Origin of the sequence: Rhodococcus sp. O3 (genome assembly GCF_048897285.1) — a bacterium.
Classification (GTDB): domain Bacteria; phylum Actinomycetota; class Actinomycetes; order Mycobacteriales; family Mycobacteriaceae; genus Rhodococcus.
In genome coordinates, this window is the sequence record NZ_JBMBTE010000001.1 from 1 (window position 1) to 20,990 (window position 20,990).

General features: G+C 69.0%; 18 protein-coding genes and 1 pseudogene. 6 read left to right on the forward strand and 13 right to left on the reverse strand.

Annotation, left to right across the window (positions count from 1 at the left end):
- Positions 1-193: 193 nt before the first annotated feature.
- Complete coding sequence (locus ACN675_RS00005; RefSeq protein ID WP_420748946.1) at positions 194-1,378, forward strand: AI-2E family transporter; 1,185 nt, start codon at positions 194-196, stop codon at positions 1,376-1,378.
- A gap of 70 nt (positions 1,379-1,448) precedes the next feature.
- Here the strand turns inward: ACN675_RS00005 and ACN675_RS00010 are convergent, their stop codons facing one another.
- From ACN675_RS00010 to ACN675_RS00020, 3 genes are all read right to left on the reverse strand, one after another.
- On the reverse strand, positions 1,449-2,984 hold the full coding sequence (locus tag ACN675_RS00010) for an FAD-binding protein (RefSeq protein ID WP_420748947.1): 1,536 nt from the start codon (positions 2,982-2,984) through the stop codon (positions 1,449-1,451).
- Positions 2,985-3,153: 169 nt separating this feature from the next.
- A complete protein-coding gene (locus ACN675_RS00015) occupies positions 3,154-3,801 on the reverse strand; it encodes a CoA transferase subunit B (RefSeq protein ID WP_420748948.1) in 648 nt (215 codons plus the stop codon).
- Complete coding sequence (locus ACN675_RS00020; protein WP_420748949.1) at positions 3,798-4,544, reverse strand: CoA transferase subunit A; 747 nt, start codon at positions 4,542-4,544, stop codon at positions 3,798-3,800. The genes ACN675_RS00015 and ACN675_RS00020 overlap by 4 nt, the downstream gene beginning before the upstream one ends.
- 73 nt (positions 4,545-4,617) lie before the next feature.
- Between ACN675_RS00020 and pcaD the strand changes: the two are divergent.
- From pcaD to ACN675_RS00035, 3 genes and pseudogenes are all read left to right on the forward strand, one after another.
- Positions 4,618-5,379, forward strand: a pseudogene (pcaD, locus tag ACN675_RS00025) (3-oxoadipate enol-lactonase); the annotation flags it as partial.
- 79 nt (positions 5,380-5,458) lie between these two features.
- Positions 5,459-6,289: an IclR family transcriptional regulator gene (locus ACN675_RS00030; protein ID WP_420748950.1), complete on the forward strand. Its 831-nt coding sequence runs from the start codon at positions 5,459-5,461 to the stop codon at positions 6,287-6,289.
- Between the two features lie 24 nt (positions 6,290-6,313).
- Positions 6,314-7,525, forward strand: a complete 1,212-nt coding sequence (locus ACN675_RS00035) for an acetyl-CoA C-acetyltransferase (protein WP_420748951.1) — start codon at positions 6,314-6,316, stop codon at positions 7,523-7,525.
- 72 nt (positions 7,526-7,597) lie between these two features.
- Here the strand turns inward: ACN675_RS00035 and ACN675_RS00040 are convergent, their stop codons facing one another.
- From ACN675_RS00040 to ACN675_RS00075, 8 genes are all read right to left on the reverse strand, one after another.
- Entirely contained in the window at positions 7,598-8,635 is a 1,038-nt protein-coding gene (locus tag ACN675_RS00040; protein ID WP_420748952.1) for an NADP-dependent oxidoreductase, read from the reverse strand.
- 47 nt (positions 8,636-8,682) lie between these two features.
- Positions 8,683-11,037 (reverse strand): glycosyl hydrolase, encoded by a 2,355-nt coding sequence (locus ACN675_RS00045; RefSeq protein WP_420748953.1) that lies wholly within the window; start codon positions 11,035-11,037, stop codon positions 8,683-8,685.
- Positions 11,038-11,135: 98 nt separating this feature from the next.
- On the reverse strand, positions 11,136-12,128 hold the full coding sequence (locus tag ACN675_RS00050; RefSeq protein WP_420748954.1) for a DUF1839 family protein: 993 nt from the start codon (positions 12,126-12,128) through the stop codon (positions 11,136-11,138).
- Positions 12,125-13,066, reverse strand: a complete 942-nt coding sequence (locus ACN675_RS00055; protein WP_420748955.1) for an amino acid--[acyl-carrier-protein] ligase — start codon at positions 13,064-13,066, stop codon at positions 12,125-12,127. The genes ACN675_RS00050 and ACN675_RS00055 overlap by 4 nt, the downstream gene beginning before the upstream one ends.
- The gene (locus ACN675_RS00060) at positions 13,063-14,247 is read right to left on the reverse strand and encodes an acyl-CoA dehydrogenase family protein (RefSeq protein ID WP_420748956.1); all 1,185 of its coding nucleotides are present in this window, start codon (positions 14,245-14,247) and stop codon (positions 13,063-13,065) included. The genes ACN675_RS00055 and ACN675_RS00060 overlap by 4 nt, the downstream gene beginning before the upstream one ends.
- The gene (locus ACN675_RS00065) at positions 14,247-14,486 is read right to left on the reverse strand and encodes an acyl carrier protein (RefSeq protein WP_420748957.1); all 240 of its coding nucleotides are present in this window, start codon (positions 14,484-14,486) and stop codon (positions 14,247-14,249) included. The genes ACN675_RS00060 and ACN675_RS00065 overlap by 1 nt, the downstream gene beginning before the upstream one ends.
- Positions 14,487-14,505: 19 nt before the next feature.
- Positions 14,506-14,913, reverse strand: coding sequence for a holo-ACP synthase (locus tag ACN675_RS00070; RefSeq protein ID WP_420748958.1), 408 nt, complete (start codon positions 14,911-14,913; stop codon positions 14,506-14,508).
- 323 nt (positions 14,914-15,236) lie between these two features.
- Entirely contained in the window at positions 15,237-16,613 is a 1,377-nt protein-coding gene (locus ACN675_RS00075; RefSeq protein WP_420748959.1) for an NAD(P)/FAD-dependent oxidoreductase, read from the reverse strand.
- Positions 16,614-16,750: 137 nt separating this feature from the next.
- On the opposite strand from ACN675_RS00075, the gene ACN675_RS00080 reads away from it, so the two are divergent.
- Positions 16,751-17,635, forward strand: a complete 885-nt coding sequence (locus ACN675_RS00080) for a LysR substrate-binding domain-containing protein (protein WP_420748960.1) — start codon at positions 16,751-16,753, stop codon at positions 17,633-17,635.
- On the opposite strand, the gene ACN675_RS00085 is transcribed toward ACN675_RS00080, so the two are convergent.
- On the reverse strand, positions 17,632-18,915 hold the full coding sequence (locus ACN675_RS00085; protein ID WP_420749123.1) for an MFS transporter: 1,284 nt from the start codon (positions 18,913-18,915) through the stop codon (positions 17,632-17,634). The genes ACN675_RS00080 and ACN675_RS00085 overlap by 4 nt on opposite strands.
- Before the next feature lie 180 nt (positions 18,916-19,095).
- Here ACN675_RS00085 and ACN675_RS00090 point away from each other — a divergent pair, with 180 nt between their 5' ends.
- Entirely contained in the window at positions 19,096-19,935 is an 840-nt protein-coding gene (locus tag ACN675_RS00090) for a lysophospholipase (RefSeq protein WP_420748961.1), read from the forward strand.
- Between the two features lie 63 nt (positions 19,936-19,998).
- On the opposite strand, the gene ACN675_RS00095 is transcribed toward ACN675_RS00090, so the two are convergent.
- On the reverse strand, positions 19,999-20,985 hold the full coding sequence (locus tag ACN675_RS00095) for an alpha/beta hydrolase (protein WP_420748962.1): 987 nt from the start codon (positions 20,983-20,985) through the stop codon (positions 19,999-20,001).
- Positions 20,986-20,990: the final 5 nt, after the last annotated feature.

Consider the following 20,990-nt stretch of genomic DNA (forward strand, 5'->3'; position numbering starts at 1 on the left):
CGGATCCGCTTGGCCGTCAGTCACCCGCTGTGACGATTGCACCGGCGGATGACTGGAGACCACGCGGATGCGAATCCGGACGACGCCACGAAGTGTTCGCGCCACCGGCTCGAACTCACGAGTCCGGGCCGGTTTTGTTTTTCCCGGAGTAGATTCCGCCTAGACCCGTCAGGCAGACAACCGGGAGGGTGCGATGAGCGAGGACCACCCGAGCGACCCACCCCGGCAGCGCACCACACCTCGTTGGCTGCGGCCCGCCGTCTTCTACGTCCTGCTCGCCGTCGCCGCCTACCAACTCTCCGGCTGGCTGTTCTTCAACCTGCGCGGCTTCCTCGGTCTGCTGTTCCTGGCGTGGCTGCTGAGCATCACCCTCGAGCCGGTCGTCGATTGGCTGGAGCGGTTGGGGATGCGCCGCGGCGCCGCGACCGGTCTGGTGCTGTTCGGCCTGCTGGCGTTCCTGATCGGGTTCGTCGCGCTGTTCGGGACGCTGCTCGCCGAGCAGCTCGGTCAGTTGCTCGAAGCGCTGCCCGATGCGATCACCACGGTCACCGAGTGGTCCAACCGCACGTTCGACACGAATTTCTCGACCGGCGACGAACTGATCAAACTGACCCCGGAGACCATCAGGGATCTCGTGCAGCGGTTCACCCCCGGCGTGCTCGGCGTGGTGTCCTCGGTGGTGAGCGTGGTGTTCCAGGCCCTGACGATGCTGCTGTTCGTGTTCTACATGTCGGCGGAGGGTCCCGCCCTGCGGCGCACCATCTCGAGCTGGTTCCCCGCCCGGCAGCAGAAGATCATCGCGACGGTGTGGGAAACCTCCGTCGAGAAGGCCGGCGGTTACGTCGTCTCCCGGTTGATCCTGGGAGCCATCAGTGCCATCGGCACCGGCATCTTCCTGATGATCATCGGTGTGCCCTACTGGCTGCCGCTCGCACTGTGGACGGGCATCGTGTCGCAGTTCGTCCCGACCCTGGGCACGTATCTGGCGATCGCCCTGCCCGCGATCATCGCCGCCGCCAACCAGCCCATCGACGGACTGTGGGTGGTGCTGTTCGGAACCGGCTATCAGCAGGTCGAGAACTACCTGCTGCACCCGCGCATCACGTCGAAGACCGTGTCGATCCACCCGGCGGTCGCGTTCGGTTCCGTGATCGTCGGAGCGTCGTTGTTCGGCGCGATGGGTGCACTGGTGTCCGTCCCGGTCGTGGCGGTGCTGCAGGCCCTCGTCGAAACATACGGTCATCGTTACGACCTGGTCGTCGAGCCGGGTGACATCGATCAACCGGGTGACACGGACCAATCAGGTGACACGGACCAATCAGGTGACACGGACCAACCGGACGACACCGACCGCGCCGAAGCCGAACCGCCGGAGTAGTGCGCTGACGCGCCCGTGTGCCCTTCTGGCGCCCCCAACCGCCACAAAGGCACACGGGCGGCGAAGCCGCCTAGCGCTTCGCCATGTCCCGCACCGCCACGTGCGCGAACAGCATGCTCGCGCCGATGGGGTTGCCGCCGCCCGGGTACACCGTGCCGCTGACCGCGGCCATCGTGTTACCCGCCGCGTACAGGCCGGGGATCGGATCGCCCGCGGGGGTCAGGACCCGCGCCGACGTATCGGTGCGCAACCCGCCCTTGGTGCCCAGATCGGAGATCCCGAACGCCGCCGCGTGGAACGGGCCCTGCTCGATCGGGACCATCGGGGACTGCCCGCCGGAGAACGCCCGGTCGTACGGTTCGTCGCCGCGGCCGAAGTCCTCGTCGACACCCTTGGCGGCGATCTCGTTGTAGCGGGCCACGGTCGCGACCAGCGCGTCGGCGGGGACCCCGATCTGTTCGGCGAGTTCCTCGAGGGTCTCCCCCGTCCTCCACAGACCGGCCGCGACGTACTTCTCGGGTTCGACCATCGGCACGTTCGTCGCCTGGACGGGCGGAACACCGCCGTCCTTGTCGTCGTAGATCATCCAGAACGGCAGCGTCAGCGAACCGGCGTCCATCTGCGCGATGACGTCGCGGCCGAGACGGTCGTAAGGAGCCGACTCGTTGACGAAACGCTGGCCGTCCTGGTTGACGAAGATGCCGCCCGTGAACCACAGCGCGAACGCCGAGCGCCCGTCCGGGTGGGTCATGCCCGGCGACCACCAGGCCTCGCCCATGAGATCGACGTCGGCGCCGGCGGCGATGCCCGCTTGGTGTGCCTTGCCGAGATTCGACCACGGCCCCATGGAATCCCGCGCCTCACCGGGCACGCCGTACTCGGCGCGCATGGCGTCGTTCTGCTCGAACCCGCCGGCCGCGAGCACGACACCGCGACGGGCACGGATCGCGCGACGCTCGCCGTCGTGTTCGACGATGCCACCGACGACGGCGCCGTCCTCGACCACGAGATCGACCAGCGGCGTGTTCAGATGCGTGCTGACGTCGGGGAACTTCTTCAGCGCCACCAGGAATCGGCCGACCAGTGCGCGGCCGCCGATGAGGTGACCGGGCAGGGGTTCGCCGTTGCGTTCGCGGCCGAGGGGACCGCGGATGGACTCGTTGAGATCCTCGATCCCCTTCGCGGACAACGGCGACGGAATGATGTGCCGGCCGGTCGCACTGGCCTTGGGTGCCTTGCCGAAGTAGTCGGGCCACGGCAGGACCTGGAATTCCAGGTCCGCATCGATTTCGAGATAGTCGATGAGCGAGGCACCCCCGGTGACGAACGCATCCTGCAGTTTGCGGGGCGTGCGGTCGCCGACCACCGCGTGGAAGTAGGTGAGGGCGTCCTCGATCGTGTCCTCGTCACCGGCGCGACGCAGCACCGCGTTCGTCGGGAACCACATGCCACCGCCACCGGAATAGGAGGTGGTCCCGCCGAACTGCTCCGATGCTTCGACGAGGATCACCGACAGGCCCTCACGGGCGGCGGTGTACGCGCCGCAGCACCCACCTGCTCCCGACCCGACGACGAGCACGTCGCATTCTTCCGCCCAGTCCACCACGCTGCCTCCTCATGACCGTTCGCTGAGGTGGATCACGGTAGGCGCAGCCGGCGGTCCGCGGGAGGAATCCTCCTACTGGCCGGGAAGCTCGAGGGAGCGGATGCCGAAGGCCGTAGAAACGCGTCGTCCGCCGACCCCCCTGCAGGCCGGCGGACGACGCGGTCGAGCGTCAGACGATCAACGTCGCGGCGGTCGCGGCGACGACCTCCTCCACACTCACACCGGGGGCCGTCTCGACGAGCTTCAGGCCCTCGTCGGTGACGTCGATGACGGCCATGTCGGTGATGATCCGCTGGACGCAGCGCTTGCCGGTGAGCGGCAGCGTGCATTCCTCGAAGATCTTCGGCTCACCCTTCTTCGTGACGTGTTCCATCATCACGATCACGCGCCGCGCGCCGTGCACGAGGTCCATCGCGCCGCCCATGCCCTTGACCATGGCGCCGGGGATCATCCAGTTCGCGATGTCACCCTTCGCGCTGACCTGCATCGCACCGAGCACGGCGACGTCGATCTGTCCGCCGCGGATCATCCCGAAGGACTGCGACGAGTCGAAGAACGATGCGCCGGGCACGACGGTGATGAGTTCCTTGCCGGCGTTGATGAGTTCGGGGTCGATCTCGTCCTCGTACGGGTACGGGCCGACACCGAGCACACCGTTCTCCGAGTGCAGGACGACCTCGATGCCCGGGTCCAGGTAGTTGGGGACCAGCGTGGGCATACCGATGCCGAGGTTGACGTACTGCCCGTCGGACAGTTCCTGTGCGACGCGCGCGGCCATCTCCTCGCGGGTCAGTTTCCTGGTGGCTGCCTGGGTCATGAGCGGACCGTCCTGTTCTCGATGCCGACGGTGACCGGTCCGACCGGCACGACGCGCTGCACGTGGATGCCGGGGGTGTGGATCTCGTTGGGATCCAGTTCGCCGGGTTCGACGAGGTATTCGACCTGGGCGATGGTGATGCGGCCCGAGGTCGCAGCCGGCGGGTTGAAGTTGCGGGCGCTCTGCCGGTAGACGAGGTTGCCGTGGCGGTCGCCCTTCCACGCGTGCACGAGGGCGTAGTCGGCGACGATGCCGCGTTCCATCACGTAGGTGACGCCGTCGAACTCGCGGGTCTCCTTCGGCGGGGACGCGACCGCGATGCCGCCGTTGCCGTCGTAGCGCAGGGGCAGTCCGCCCTCTTCGACCTGGGTGCCGACACCTGCCGGGGTGAAGAATGCGGGGATGCCCGCGCCGCCGGCGCGCATGCGCTCGGCGAGGGTGCCCTGCGGGGTCAGTTCGACCTCGAGTTCACCGGCGAGGTACTGGCGCGCGAACTCCTTGTTGGAACCGACGTACGAGGAGATGGTGCGGCGGATGCGGCCCTTCTCCAGCAGTACCCCGAGACCGAAACCGTCGGTTCCGCAGTTGTTGCTGACCGTCTCGAGGTCGGTGGCGCCCTGCTCGAGGAGGGCATCGATGAGGATTTCGGGGACGCCGACCAGGCCGAATCCGCCGACAGCGATCGTGGCGCCGTCCGGGATGTCGGCTACGGCCTCGGCGGCGGTGGCAACGACTTTGTCCATGACCCGAGGATAGCGCGTCTCGTACGCAATGTGAACCCTCGTACGTATCGCGAACAAGGGCTATGCTGAAGGCATGACCGTCACGCTCAATCACGAACGGCACGGCGACCCGGCCGCCGCACCCGTGGTGCTCCTCGGCTCGCTCGGATCCGACCTGTCCATGTGGGCACCCCAGATCGAGGCCCTGTCGACCGTCGCGCACGTCGTCGCCGTCGACCACCGTGGGCACGGGAAATCCCCTGCGCCCCAAGGCCCCTACACCCTCGACGACCTCGGCGGCGACATCCTGGCGCTGCTCGACGACCTCGGCCTGGACTCCGTGCACTTCGTCGGGCTGTCCCTGGGCGGGGCCGTCGGGCAGTGGCTCGCCGCGCATCACCCGGAGCGCGTGCGCACCCTCACGCTGCTGTGCACGTCCGCCGCGTTCGCCCCGCCCGGACCGTGGCACGAGCGGGCCGCGACCGTGCGCACCGAGGGCCTGGCCTCCATCGCCGAATCGATCGTCGACCGCTGGTTCACGCCCGGTCTGCGCGACCGCGATCCGGCACTCGTCGCCCGGCACGTCGACATGGTGAAGTCGACGACCGACGAGGGCTACGCCGCGTGCTGCGAAGCACTCGCGGGCTGGGACGGCCGCGCCGACCTCGCGCGCATCACCGCACCCACCCTGGTCGTCGCCGGGGAGCAGGACCCCGCGACACCGCCCGCCACCATGCGGGTCCTCGCCGACGGCATCGCGGACGCCACCTTCCACGTCGTCGACCCGGGCGCGCATCTCGCGAACGTCGAACAGGCCGAACGGATCACGGAACTGGTGCTCGCCCACATCGCTCGTGGCGCCGACGGTCGCCGATAACGCACCCGGACACGTGGAAGTATTCGGGCACACCGACACCGAGGGGGATTTCCGGACCATGAGCGAAATCGACACCGCCGCCGCGCCGCAGCAGAACCGGTCGCCCGACGACACTCCCGCCGCCTCACCCGACTTCGTGCAGTCGCTGGCGCGCGGGCTGGCCGTCGTCAAGGCGTTCGACGCGACGCACCCGCGACGCACCCTCAGCGACGTCGCCAAGGCCACCGGCCTGACCCGCGCGACCGCCCGCCGCTTCCTGCTGACCCTCGCCGAACTCGGCTACGTCCGGACGGACGGGTCGCTGTTCTGGCTGACACCTCGGGTGCTCGAGCTCGGCTACAGCTACCTGTCCAGCCTGACGCTGCCCGACGTCGCGCGGCCGCACCTCGAAGCCCTTGCCGCTTCGGTGCACGAATCGACGTCGGTGTCGGTACTCGACGGCGACGACATCGTGTACGTCGCGCGGGTGCCGGTCAGCCGGATCATGACCGTGTCCATCACGCTCGGCACCCGCTTTCCGGCGCACGCGACGTCGATGGGTCGCGTGCTGCTCGCGGGCCTGTCCCCCGAGGACCTCGACGCCTATCTCGACCGCGCCGACCTGCGGCCGCTGACCGGGCGAACCGTGGTGACCCCGGACCAGCTGCGCGCCGAACTCGACACCATCCGCCGCGACGGCTTCTGCATCGTCGACCAGGAACTCGAGGAAGGGCTGCGGTCGCTGGCCGCACCGATCCGGGACGCCTCCGGCACGGTGGTCGCCGCCGTGAACATCTCCACCCACGCCGCCCGCTACACGCTCGACACGGTTCGCGGCGAACTGGTCCCCGCGGTCGTCGCGACCGCCGCTGCGATCTCCACCGACCTCGCACGTACCCAAACCCATTAGAAATCAACGGAACCGAGGAAGAACATGCTCGACGCAGTGATCTGCGAACCACTCCGCACCCCGGTCGGCCGCTTCGGCGGCGCACTGAAGGACATCGCTCCGGAGGACCTCGCAGCCACCGTCATCCGCGAAATCATCACGCGCACCGGAATTTCCGGCTCCGATGTCGACGATGTGATCCTCGGTCAGGCATCCCCGGGTGGTGAGGCCCCCGCGATCGGCCGCGTCGCGGCACTCAACGCGGGGCTCGGCGTCGACGTTCCGGGTCTCCAGGTCGACCGTCGATGCGGCTCCGGCCTCCAAGCGATCATCCAGGCCGCTATGCAGGTCCAGACCGGCGGCAGCGACCTCGTCCTCGCCGGTGGCGCCGAATCGATGAGCCAGGCCGAGTTCTACGCCACCGGAATGCGCTGGGGCGTCAAGGGTGAAGCCGTCGCACTGAACGACCGCCTCGCCCGCGCCCGCGTCACCGCCGGAGGCCGCGACTTCCCCGTCCCCGGCGGCATGATCGAGACCGCCGAGAACCTGCGCGCCGAATTCTCCATCTCCCGCGAGGATCAGGACGCACTCGCGGTGCAGTCCCACCAGCGTGCTGTCGCCGCCCAGCGCAGTGGCGTGTTCGCGGAGGAAATCGTCCCGGTCGCGGTGCCGCAGCGCAAGGGCGATGCGGTGGTGGTCGATACGGACGAGCACCCGCGCGCCGACACCAGCTTGGAATCGCTCGCGAAACTCCGCCCCATCCGTGGCCGGATCGACCCCGACTCCACCGTCACCGCCGGCAATGCCAGCGGCCAGAACGACGGCGCTGCTCTCGCCATCGTCACCACCCCGGAGAAGGCCGCGCAGCTCGGCCTGCGACCGCTGGCCCGCCTCGCCGGCTGGGCGGTCGCCGGAGTGCCGCCGCGCACCATGGGCATCGGCCCGGTCCCTGCGACCGAGCAGGTCATGAAGCGCCTCGGCCTGACCCTGTCCGACCTCGACGTCATCGAACTCAACGAGGCGTTCGCGGCCCAGACGCTCGCCGTCACCCGCACCTGGGGTCTCGAGCCGGACGATCCGCGGCTGAACCCCAACGGCTCGGGCATCTCGCTGGGGCACCCGGTCGGTGCGACCGGTGGCCGCATCCTCGCCACCCTGCTGCGCGAACTCGACCGCCGCGAGGGTCGCTACGGTCTCGAGACCATGTGCATCGGCGGCGGCCAGGGTCTGGCCGCGGTGTTCGAGCGCATCGCCTGAACGCAGCACATCGCCAAACAGTGGCGGGAACCGTCGTTCGGCCCTGACCGGGTGACGGTTCCCGTCATCCGGTCAGGACTCCGGAGCGACCTTCACGACGAGCTTGCCGAAGTTCTTCCCCTCGAGCAGCCCGATGAACGCCTCCGGCGCGGCGTCGAGACCGTCGACGATGTCCTCCCGGTACCGCAACCTGCCGCTGCGGACCCATTCGGAGGCATCGCGCAGGAAGTCGTCGTGCATCTCGCGGACGAACTCGGACTGGATGAATCCGCGGACGGTCAGGCTCTTGATCAACACCGTCGAGAAGAACGCCGGCAGCCGGTCCCGGCCCTCGGTCGGGAGGGTGTTGTACTGCGCTACCAGACCGCACACCGGCATCCGCGCGTACAGGTTCAGCAGCGGGATCACCGCCGCCTGGACCGGTCCGCCGACGTTCTCGAAGTAGACGTCGATGCCGTCCGGCACCGCCTCACGCAACCGCTCCACGAAATCGGGGGCACGGTGGTCGACGGCCGCGTCGAACCCGAGGTCGTCGAGCAGATGCCGGCACTTCTCGGGGCCGCCGGCGATCCCGACCGCGCGGGAGCCCTTGATCTTCGCGATCTGCCCGACCGCGGACCCGACGGGACCACTCGCCGCCGCGACCACGACGGTCTCGCCCTCCTTCGGCTGCCCGATCTTCAACAGGCCGGAGTAGGCGGTGAAGCCGGGCATGCCGAGCACACCGAGCGCCGTCGACAGCGGCGCCGCCTCCGGATCGAGCTTCCGTACGGCCCGCCCGTCGACGACGGCGTGCGTCTGCCAGCCCGTTCCCGCCAGCACGTAATCACCCTCGGCGATGTCCGGGTGACGCGACGTGACGACCTGCGCGACCGTCGCCCCCACCATCACGTCACCGAGTTCCACGGGAGGCGCATAGGACTTCGCGTCGCTCATCCGGCCCCGCATGTAAGGGTCCAGCGACAGGTACACCACCCGTACCAGGATCTGACCGTCCCCGGGTTCGGGAACGTCGACGGTCTCGGTGCGGAAGTTCTCCGGGGTGGGTGCGCCGACCGGGCGGGAGGCAAGGACGATCCGGGTGCTCTGGACGTTCGTGGAATCGCTCATGCCCCTCAGTCTGCCCGCCCGACGCGACACCTGTGCGCCGGTTCCCCTCACCCGGTGGACACAGCGACGGTTGCGGCCGAATTGAGCGCGCGCACGCGCCCCGCGACCGTCCGAGCCTCGCCGGTCCGCCGCAGTGCGACGGTGCGGCGGCCGCCGGGCGGCAGATGGAACCACGAGTCGGCCGGTTCGAATCCGCGCAGGTCGAGCGACACGTACTGGGCGGCACCGTCGGTCGCGACCTCCAGCGACCACTCACCGGACCCCGATTCGATTGCGGTGGCGGACAATCCGACGCTGCGTTCGTACGGGCGCACCGCTCCCCCGACCAGGTACACGTCCTCGGACAGCACCCTGCCGTCGGCCGCGACGAGCCGCGCCGTGACGGATTCGTAGGTCTGTGCTCCGAACCGGTACGCGTGGGTGACGTCGGTGAAGCGGCCGAGCAGTTCGTCGAACGACCACGTGCACGCACTGTGCGCGGCGAGTTCCACCGGCAACGTCTCCTCGTGCGCGACGACACCGCTGCGGGCGTGCACCAGCACCTCCAGTCGCGCCTCGACCGCAACCCCGGTGTCGTTGAACGCGTCGATGCGCAGACCGTCGAGCCCGTCGTCGCCGACGAGCACCGCGATCGGCGCCCAGATGCGCCGCAGCACGAACCACGGGGCCTTCGGCACACCGGAATGCTCGAGCACGCCCCAGCCTGCGCCCGGCTCGAGGTCGCGCGCCGCAAGGATCAGCGCGCCGTCGCATCGCGAATCGGGGCGACGCCAGAACGCCAGGGTCGCGGCGAACGCCTCGCACACCGCGGCCCGCCCGAGATCCAGGTACCGCTCCGGGACCGACCATCGCACGCTCGCCGGATCCTGTTCGAAGACCGTGCGCACGTAGTGATCTCGCACGTCCTCGAAGTCCCAGGACGCACCGTGGTCGCGTGGCACGGCCGCCTTCCACCGCGGATGGTGCCCCGCGACCGCGACCGTCCCGAAATCCGCCTCGATCGCATCGTTGCCCGGCGGGATCGAGAACGCGAGGCATTCGGCGGCGAATCGCGCACCCGCAGAACGCACGTCGGTCAGCGGACGCCGGTACCCGCCGACACCGAAGTAGTGCGCGATCCCCGACCCGACGTGGGTGGGCAGCGCCCGCGACCCGGGCGGGGCCGACGGCGACGACGACACCCACACCGCGCCCGGCGCCTCTTCCGCGACGACCGCGGGCAGCCACTCGTCGAGCGCGGCCATGGGCGGACGCCCGAGACCGAGCATCGTGGGTTGCTGTTCGGTCTCGCTGCCCCCGCACACGACGGCGAGCGCGGGGTTGCCGGACACGGCCTGCAATACACCGCGTACCTCGTCGACGAGAAGTGCTCGGAACTCGTCGGTTTCGGGCGGGTCGGTCGTCGCGAGCATCACGTCCTGCCACACCAGGATTCCCGATTCGGCGCACGCCGACCAGAAGGCGTCGTCCTCGTAGACCATCGTGCCCGGAATGCGGATGAGGTTGACACCCGCGTCGACGCACCGCTCGAGCATGCGCCGGGTTTCCTCCGGCGAGGTCAGCGCGACGGGGTCCGCGGGCGTCCACACGAGACCGCGGCAGAACACGCCGACTCCGTTGATGCTCAACCGGAATCCGCCGTCGGAGCGGTCCACGGCGAGGTCGCGGAATCCGACCACACCGGCATCCAGGCGGCCGCCCCCCACCTCCAGCGAGACCGGGTACAGCGCCGGTTCACCGTGGGTGTGCGGCCACCAGCGCCGCACGTCGGGCACCTCGACGCGGGCGCGGACCCGGCCGCCCTCGACCGTCGCCGAGGCCACCGCGGAACCGACCCGTACCGTCACCGAATCACCCACTGCGACACCGGACAACGTCACGTCCAGCTCCACGACACCGCTGTCGCCGTCGACCGTCGCGCGTACCCGGCGGTCGACGAGGCGCGGCGCACTCGCATCCACCAGCGCGACCCGACGCCACGGCCCGACGGGCGCCGGCACTCCCGAGAACACCGGGGCGCGACCGAGCATGGTGGTGCGGATCCACCGCAACCCCTGTGCCCGGATCATCGACGACCGCCACCGTCCGCGCGGGCTTCTCTTCGCGAGGGCCGCATCGAGGGAGGCGAATCGCAGTGCTACGAGGACATTCTCGGGAAGACAGTCGAGCTCGACCACCAGCGGAACGAACATCGACTCCGATACCGCGACCCGCTCGTCTCCGACCCACACCTCGGCCAGGGTGGCGAGACCGTCCAGCTCCAGTCGCCACGGCCCGGTGCCGGACCGCTGCACCTGCGTGACGAACCACCAATCGGACGCGTCCGTGCGCGCCTCGCGGGCGGCCGTCGCACCGCGCGCGGCGCGGATCGCTCCTGCCGTGGTACCGGGTACCTCGGCCACCAACCGGGATCCGACCTCGTCCGGCAACTGATCCGGGGAGAGAACGGCCCCCGGAGAAGTTGCGACACAATGCCAGACGGCTCCGTCGAACAGATCCATCAGGCCGGCCCGGACACCCGGCTCGGAACGGCCTGCCCCGCGGCCGCCGCGACGACGGTCATCGCCCGCTGCCACGCGTCGGCCATCGCGTCGAGTTGTTCGGTGGGGTCGACGGCACGACCCCGGGCCGCGCGGGCCATCCGGAACTGCACTGCCTTGGCGCCTTCGGCGACCGCACGGAAATCGTCGATCGCACCGCCCGCGTCCGGGTATCCGGCGTTCTGCATGTAGCCGCACACGTCGGCGGCGAGTTCGGCGGTCGCACCGCACTGGCGCAGCACCCCGAACGACCACCGATGGAAGCCGTCCACCCCTGCGGCGCCGAGCCATTCGACGTCCGCGACAACACGGGACGCGAGGAAGCGCACCGGGTTCCCCCGGGGCCGGGCACGCAGGTGCCGGCGCAGTGCCGTGTCGAATGCGTCGACGTTCAGTGTCGTCCCCGGACGGAACCGGATCTGTTCGACATAGGGCGGCCACGCCGGGGGCTCCGGCTCGTCGAGGCCGAAGACACCGCGGAAGTCGGCACCGGTGAGGCGATGGCAGCCGCTGTTGTGGAAGTACTGCAGTTCTTCGCGGTCGCGGTCGACGAGGACCGGAACGATCGTCGTCTTGCCGTGCGCTTCACGGTATCCGGTGCCAGCGGTGTCGGGCAGCCAGAACGAGTCGACCTCGACGGTGGAGAGCATGCCCGCGGCCGCGTTGTCCTCGATGTGCTCGATCGGCCGCCGCCACACGTTCATCTCGTCGACCTCGATGCCGTACAGCGCGAACAGATCCTCGGGCTTGAACTTGAGGAATGTCCACTGCGCACCGTCGAATCGGGCGCCGAACGCGCACACCGCCACCGGAACCGGGTCGAGACCCAGCGAATGCAGGATCTCGATCCACAGGTCGGCGTAGCAGTTCGTCTCGGTCCAGATTCGGTTGCCTGCGTGGATCGGGTGCGGGACGTAGTCGTCGGCCGAGACCCCGAGGAGCCGGACCGTCACGGAAACATCCTGTCCTTCACCGCGGCCGGCCAGCGCTCCGGGTCGAAACCGTGGGTGCGCAGCAGCGCGAGCGCGATGCGTTCCATCCCGAATCCGACACACGCACTGTGCGCGACTTCCCCGTCGGCCGTGGTGATACCGAAGGTGTCGCCGAAGTGGTCCTGGTGGCAGTTGCAGGACACGACGGCCGTACCGTCCCCGAGGTCGCCGTAGAGCCGCACCGTCAGTTCGGTCTTGAGGTTCTCGTGCCGCTGGTTCGCGGCGAGCATCCGCCCGGCACGCCCGAAGAACGGGTCGTTCGCGACCTCCGCCGTCGCGGCGAGGCCCAGGTCCGCGAGCACCTCGAGTCCTCGCCCGATCCACGAATCACGGTGCCGGGCAGCATCGTCCGCGGTGCCGATGCGCACGAACTCGTGCATCCGGAAGGCCTGCATGCGCGCCGGGTCGACGGCCGGTTCGTGGCGGAAACAGTAGCCGTACACGTCGAGGAGTTCGCCACCGTCTCGCAGGGTTCCGCTGTACCGCGCATAGGCGGGATGGCAGGCGGCGGAGACGAGGACGGTGTCGGCCGGTTCGAGCCACGGATCCCACGCCTCGCCGCGCGCCCGCGCCGCGAGCAGTTCGGCATGCTCGGCGTTGCTCCCGGCGAAGGTGTTGATCGCACCGGTCAGGTGCGGGAACGACGCGATGTAGTCGGTGCGTTCGAAGCTGGTGCGCGGGAACACCGGCGGGAAACGCAACCGAGTCGCGGCCCGGCCGGGTCCGGCTGCGACCACGACCCGGTCGATGCCGTCGACGATGTCCTCGAAAACACCGGAGCGCCCGTACAACCCGGGAACCCCGGTTTCGACGAGCAGGCCGGCGGCGATCAGTTGCTGCTGGAAGTCCCGGCGCGCCCGATCCAGTTCGGTGCGGTCGTCGATCGATGCGGTGCTCATATCGTTCCTCGGTAGGCAAGTGACATCTGGGCCGAATTGGCCATGATGCGATCGTTGTTCACCATCAGCGCGGCGCCGAGCGCGTCACGCATGTGACGGCCCAGGGAGTAGCGGCCGTCCTCGCGGTATCCGTCGATGCCGCAGATGAGCAGGGCCTTGGTGACGAGTTCGACGACGAGTGTCGACGCGGTCACCTTCAGGTTGTTCATGGCCAGCGAGAATCCGAGACCGCTCGGGTTCTCGGGCTCGACGATCGCGGCGTCGAACCGGGCCGCGGACGCGAAGACGAGATCGGAGAACTGCTGGTGCACGCCGGCGGCTTCCGCCAGGCGCAGGGCGCCGGGTGGCGTCACACCGGGTTGCCTGCGTCCCGCGGCCCGAACGAAGCTGCGGGCCTTGTCCATTGCGGCGTCGGCGATGCCGAGCCACACCGCGGACCACACGCAGTGGGACACGGGCAGCATCGTGCGGGACGAGATGTCGGCGTAGGACGCGGGGACGATCATGTCGGCGCTGCTTCGGGCCTCCAGCACGAAGCCTGGGCTGCACGTGCCGCGCATTCCCAGGGTGTTCCAGTCCCCGGTGCGCTCGAGCGTCACGTCCTCGCGGCGGCACACGACGAGCACCTGATCACTCGCGGGGCTGTCCTCGGTCCGTCGTGCGGTCACGAGGATCGCGTCGGCGTACTCCCCGTACGAGACGACGGGTGTGTTCTTGCGCAGGGTCACGGTGTCCCCGTCGGCCCGGGCCGCACACAGGCTGCTGCGGACGTCGCCGCCGGTTCCGAGTTCGGTGGTCGCCGACGCGAGGAGAAGCTCGCGGGCGGCCACGTCGCGGACGAAGTCGGCCAACGCGGCGCTGTCGGCGTGGTGGACGAGCGAGACGATCTGGGTCTGGTGCATCGCGAAGACCATGGCGGTGGACGCGCAGTAGCGGCCCAGTATCCGGGTGATCTCGCACAGTTCGCCGAGCGAGGCGCCGGCACCGCCGTGTTCCGGCGGCACACCGCACGACAGCAGCTTGTGGGCGCGCAGTGCCGCGAGGGCTTCGTGGGGGAACCTGGCGTCGCGATCCACCTCGTCGGCCCACTGTGCCGCGATGTCACGACCGACGCTCTCGGCACGCTCGCGAAGGGGCGGGGGCCCACCGATTTCGGCGTTGCGCTCATCGAGGAGGCTCATCACACACCCAGTTCGGTGAGGGCCGCGTGGATGGCCTCGACGCTCGCGAACGTGCTCTTGCGCAGCAATTCGTCGGGGAATTCGACGTCGAACGCGTCCTCGAGCGCGAGCATCACGTTGACGCTCGCATGCGAGGTGAGACCCAGTTCGTACAGATCCGCGGACGGTTCGACGGTGGTCGAATCGACCGACAGCCGCCCGTGCTCGCCGAGGATCTTGCGGATGGCCTGCTCAGTCATGCTGGGTCACTTCCTGTTCCTACGTTCCTGCGACGACCGCCGTCACGGTCGCGAGCGCATACCGGGGTTCGTGCGAGATCGAGACCTGGATATCGATCACCTGTTGATCTCGGGCGAGTGCCGCAGCGTTACCGCTGAGTTCGACGGTGCACCCGCCCCACTCGGCTCGCCGGATCTCGATGGAACGCCACGGCACCGCGGTGTCGCCCGGGCGTAGCACTTTCAGCACCGCTTCCTTGGCCGCGAATCGCGCGGCAAGGCGTTGGGACCGGTGTGTCCCCGTACACGTCTCGAGTTCGTGAGGTGTGAAAGTGCGGGTCAGGTAACGATCTCCGAAGATTTCGATACTGTCCGCCACGTCCTGCACGGTCACCAGGTCGCACCCGATCCGTGGGGCCCACGTGGGACGACGGTCGTCGAGGGTCACGGGACCTCCTGCGGGTTTTCCGGGCTCGATTCGGCACCGGTGTGCCGCGTGCCGTACGGGGCACCACCGGAACGCACCGAGTGTGCCGAACACTGTAACCGCAGGTCGCGGGGCGCTGTGAAGCCCGATCGGACTGTCCGCCAACGAATTCTGGATTTTCACCCCATGTTTCACCCACACGCGGATCCGCGCGGCGCCGAGTCACCGTCCCCCACAACGAGCTGCGCCCCGGACGGTGTTCGTCCGGGGCGCAGCTCGTCGGTATCGGGTCAGGCGGTGGGTCTCGGTCAGGCGGTGGGTCTCGGTCAGGCGGTGGGTCTCGGTCAGGCGATGGCCGGGGCGGGTTCGCGTTCGTCGTCCGGCGCATCCGCGACCACCGGTTCCTCCACCTCCGCGGCCGCTTGGTTCACGGCCGGAACCGGCTCGGCGGTCTGCGCGTAGTAGAAGTGCGGACGCCGGCGACCGAGGAACGAACCGCACCACGACATCACCGCGATGTAGCGGTTGCGGAAGCCCACCAGGTAGACGAGGTGGACCGCGAGCCACAGAACCCACGCGATGAAGCCGGTGAGCTCGATCTTGCCGACGCGGGTGATCGCGCGGAAGCGGTTGATGATCGCCATGCTGCCCTTGTCCCGGTACTGGAACGGAGTGCCGGCGGGGATCTTGCCGAGGATCATCTTCGCGACGTGGCGGCCACCCTGCATCGCGAACGGCGACTGCGCGGGCAGATTGTCGAGCGTGACCATGTCGCCGATCGCGTAGATGTTGTCCGCGCGGCCGACGGTGAAGTCGTTGTCGACGAGCAGCCGGCCACCGCGGACGGTGTCGCAGCCGGTGCGCTCGGCGAGCACGTCGGCGAAGTCGTTGGCCTGGATACCGGCCGACCAGATGATCGTCTCGGCGGTGAGCCGGCGCGTTTCCTCGGTCGACGGCGTCGTCAGGGTCGCGCCGTGCTCGTCGATGTCGGTGACCATCGTGTTGAGCACGACGTCGACACCGGCCTTCTCGAGCGATTCCTTCGAGTAGTCGCTGAGCTTGCCACCGAACGGCGGGAGCACCTTGTCCGCGCCCTCGACGAGGGTGACGGTGACGTCGTCGGCATTGATGTTGCCGATCGACTCCGCGAAGTAGCGCTGCGCAAGCTCCTTGATCTGACCGGCCAGCTCGACGCCGGTCGGGCCTGCGCCCACGACGATGAAGCTGAGCAGGTTCTTGCGGAGCTCCGGGTCGGAGGTGATGTGCGCTTCCTCGAAGCACCGGATGATCTGGCGGCGCAGCTTCTCGGCGTCGTCGACCGTCTTGAGGGCGTACGTCAGATCGGCGAACTCGTCGCGGCCGAAGTAGGCCTGACGGGCGCCGGTCGCGGCGACGAGGTGCTTGTAGCCGAGGGTGTGCCGCTTGCCGGCGGCCTCGTAGACGACGGTGTTCGCGTCGGGGTCGACGTCGACGACGCGACCGAGCCGAACGTCGGCGTTGGGATACTTGGCGAGGATCGCGCGGACCGAGGGGGCGATCTCACCGGGCGAGATGACACCCGTGGCGACCTGGTACAGCAGCGGCTGGAAGAGATGCTCGGTGGTCTCGGAGATCAGGACGAACGGGGTGCCCGCCTTGCCGAGCTTCTTCGCGGCCGCGAGGGCACCGAAGCCCGAACCCACGATGACGACATCCGTCCGATCGAAATCTGCATCGCCCATAACCTGCCAAGACCTCCACATTGAAGTCGACTCAAATCGATGTATGAGTCCCACCGTATGTATCTCGCGGGGGTCCGGTCCACTAACCTGGGAGATTCGAAATACTGTTATCTGGTTTGCTCATAAATAGGAGGGCGATGGACTTCCGGCAACTGCGGTACTTCGTGGCCGTCGGAGAGGAGTCGAGCTTCTCGCGGGCCGCTCAGCGCTGCTTCATCTCGCAGTCGGCGATCAGCCACCAGATCGCGAAGCTCGAGAACGAGCTGGGAACGAGCCTGTTCGAGCGGTCCACTCGCGTCGTCCGGCTCACCGACGCGGGCCGCCGCCTCATGCCGATCGCCGCCGAGGTCCTCGCCCTCGAGGCACGCGCCCTCGAGGTGGGCAGGCCGCCCCGCGACCGCATCCGGATCAGCGCGAACATGAGCTTCGCCGCGCAGAGCCTCGATGCGATCTCCCGGGTCCGCGAGCAGCACCCCAACCTCGACATCGAGTTCGTCATCCGGGACTTCGCGGACCGCGTGGACGCGGTGGCGGCCGGCGACGCCGATCTCGCCCTCATCCGCGGCGACATCGACCGGCCGGAACTCGAGGCGATCGAACTGGGCGTCGAGGACCTCGTCATCGTCACCTCCAGCCAGCATCCGCTGTCCGCGTTCTCGACCGTCGATCTGCGCGACCTCGCGCACTATCCGCTGCTGCTGCCCCCGCGGCACAGCCAGATCCTCATCCACCGGGTCGTCGAGAACGCCTTCCTCGAGGTCGGGCGCCGCGTCCAGCTCGGTCCCGCCATCGCGAGCGACCACACCGCGACGCTCGAGGTCCTCACCAATCCGCGGGCGTGGACGGTGCTGTACGCGGGCACCGTCGATGCGACGCCCCGCACCGGACTGCGGATCATGAGCGAAGCCCGGCAACGGTTGCGCGTGCCCGTGTGCGCGGTCGTGCGCGCCGGCGCGACCCGCAGCCGCGAATTCGACCACCTCATGCAGGCCCTGGCCGGATCGATCGTGCCCTCGGATTAGGGGCGTGTGTCGACCCGTTCGACGACGTCGAGCGGGTGGGCGATCTCGTCGGCCGGCATGCGCCCCACGGTCAACGCGACCAGCGCGAGGACCAGCGGAACCGTGCCCACGACGACGAAGATCACCGGAACCGGCACCACCGTCGCGAGCGGCCCGGCCAGCGCGACCGACACCGGCATCAGCGCGAGCGAGACGAAGAAGTCGAGGCTCGAAACGCGACCGAGCAGTTCCCCGGGCACGCGGCGCTGCAGCAACGTGCCCCAGATGACCATTCCGGCACCGTCGGTGAGCCCGACGACGAACAGCGCGGTCGCCATCACCCAGAACGACGAGGTGTATCCGAGCACCGCGAACGGCACCGACCCGAGACCCCAGCACAACACCATCACGGTCAGGTACCTGCGCGGCAGACGTCCCGCCGACACCGCGAGCGAGCCGATCGCTCCCCCGGCCCCGAACGCGGTCAGAAGCAGACCGAAGGCCCGTTCCCCGTCGGCGAAGTTGTCGCGGACCAGGAACGGCAACAACACCTCGATCGGTCCCATGACCACGAGCACCATCAGGCACGCGAACAGCAAGGTCCACAGCAGCCACGGGGTCCTCACGGTGAACGCGAAGCCCTCGCGAAGATCGGCGAACACGTTCGAGTGGGCCGCCGGTGCCGACGACTCCGACGGGGACACCGGAAGCGGCCGCACGAACAGCAGCAGGACCATCGCCGCGGCAAAGGCGACGGACACGACGAAGGCGCCCGTGGCCGGCACGAACGCACCGACCACCATGCCCGCCACGGCCGGACCCAGCGCCTGCTGCAGCGTCGGCCGCAACGCGCCTTCGAGCCCGTTCGCGGCGAGCAACTCGTCCGCGGGCAGCACGCTGGGCAGATAGGCGCTGTACGCCGGGAAGAAGAAGGCGACGCCGGCGCCGAGCACGACGGACGCGAGGGCCATGTGCCACAGGGCGAGCGCGCCCGCCGTTCCGAGCACGGCGACCACCGCGACCGCGACCAGGCTCGCGCCCTGGACCGTCACCAGGATCGCGCGTTTGGACAGGCGGTCCGCCGCGACACCACCGACGAGCGCGAACGCGATCAGGCCGCCGCTGAAACAGGCCGCGACCGCGGACAGCGCGGTCGGTGAATCCACAAGCGCCAGAACCTGAAAGACCATCACCACGGTCCACATGCCGCTGGCGAACAACGACAACGCGACCGCCGCGATCAACAGCCGGTAGTCGCGGCGGCGCAGCGGGGCGAACGCACGCAGGCGCCGTGCATCCACGGTCGTCGATTCGAGGGAAGTCACGAATACCAGGCTCCCACCGAGGACGGGTCTCGAGCCACGCATTTTCCGCCCGGCCCCTCCTCCCGTCGGCCCGGTCACCGGTACGGGGCACACATCGCGGCGTCTCGTGGAAGGATGCGGTCGTCACGCACGTCGAGTCCACGGCAGGGAGACGCCATGCAGCACTCCGAGTCCTCGTTCACCGGCGGGTCCGCGACGCGGATCGTCTACGACATCTGGTCGCCCGACGGCGATCCCCGCGGCGTCCTGGTGTTGTGCCACGGCCTCGGCGAGCATGCCCGGCGGTACGACCACGTCGCCGAGCGGCTCACCGAGATCGGGCTCGTCGTCTATGCCCCCGACCATCGCGGTCACGGACGGTCCGGCGGCAAGCGCCTGCACCTGAGGGAGATGACCGAGTACACCGACGACATCGCCCGGCTGTTCGCCATCGCCGACGAGGCGCATCCCGGGCTGCCCCGGTTCCTGCTCGGGCACTCGATGGGCGGTGCGATCGCCCTGAGCTATGCGCTCGACCATCCGGGGGAACTGACCGCGCTGGCGCTGTCCGGTCCCGCGGTCGTCGTCACCGCGGGCACGCCCGGGGTGGTCGTCGAGGCCGGCAAACTGATCGGCCGGTTCCTGCCGGACCTGCCGGTGCAGAAACTCGACAGCAAGCACGTGTCCCGCGACCCGGCGGTCGTCGCCGCGTACGAGGCCGATCCGCTCGTGCACCACGGACTGGTCCCTGCGGGCGTCGTCCGTGCCCTCGTTCTCAGCGAGCAGTCGTATCCGAAGCGCCTGCCTTCGCTGACGGTGCCGGTGCTGCTGCAGCACGGCACCGAGGACAAACTCACCGATCCGTCGGGCAGCCGGTTGGTCGCGGACCTCGCCGGCTCGGACGACGTCACGCTGAAGATGTACGACGGCCTGTACCACGAGGTCTTCAACGAATACGAGAAGGAGAAGGTCCTCGACGACCTCACCGAGTGGCTGAAACCGCGCCTGGCGGCGTAGCCGCCGGTGTGCCTTTCCGGCGGTGGGAGCCGCCAGAAGTACACACCGGCGGCGAAGCCGCACCTACGCGGTGCGGCTGCTTCCCTCAGTGGCATCGGTGGCGACGGACCGGCGCGCGAAGTCGATGCTGAGGTCGAGCAGCGCGCGGGCCTCCGGCAACGTCTGGCCGATCACCGGGAACGCGTGGACCTGACCTGCCCAGATGTGGGTTTCGATCGGACGCCCGGTCCGTTCGATCGCTTCGGTGACGATCTCGACGTCGGGCCGGGTGATCTCGTATTCGGCGACGGAGAAGAACACCGGCGGGAACAGCGTGGGGTCGGCGTCGACCGGCGATTGGGCGCCCTCGATGTGGTCCGGACCGTCGAGCCACTTGTCGCGCAGCTTCTCGAGCTGCCGCATCGGCAGGTACGCGTCGCGCTTCATGTAGTCGGGGTCGTGGGATTCGAGGTTCAGGTTGAGCAGCGGCGAGAAACCGATGACGGCGGCCGGTCGTGTCATGCCGCGCAGCGCCGCGATCTCCGCGACCTTCATCGCGAGATAACCGCCGGCGGAGTCACCGGCGACGATGACGCGGTTCGGATCCTCGGCGACCGAAAGAACCGCGGTGTACGCGGCCATCGCATCCATCACGGACGTGCCGATCGATCCGTCCGGCAACTGCCGGTAGGCGGCGGAGTAGACGGGCACGCCCGACTTGGCGGCGAGCAGCGAACACACCGTGCGATGCGTCGCGAGTCCGCAGAACACGAATGCACCGCCGTGGAAGTACAGGATCGTCGCGCCGGCGAGGGAGTCGGTGGCGGGACGCGGCGGCTCGATCCGTTCGCTGGGAACTCCACCGAGGGTCACCGGGTCGATGTCGACGCCGCGAGGCCGGGGCAGCAGCTTGTCGACCTGCCGGTCGAGCCTGCTCAAGACGGAGATACCGCGGTCGGTGGCGGGCCACCAGGTCATGATCGGCTTGATGAGGATCCGGGCGAACCAGAAGATCAGCCAGGCCTTCACGCTGATCGACCAGTGCCAGACCGTCGCTCCGTGGGTGCGCATGTACG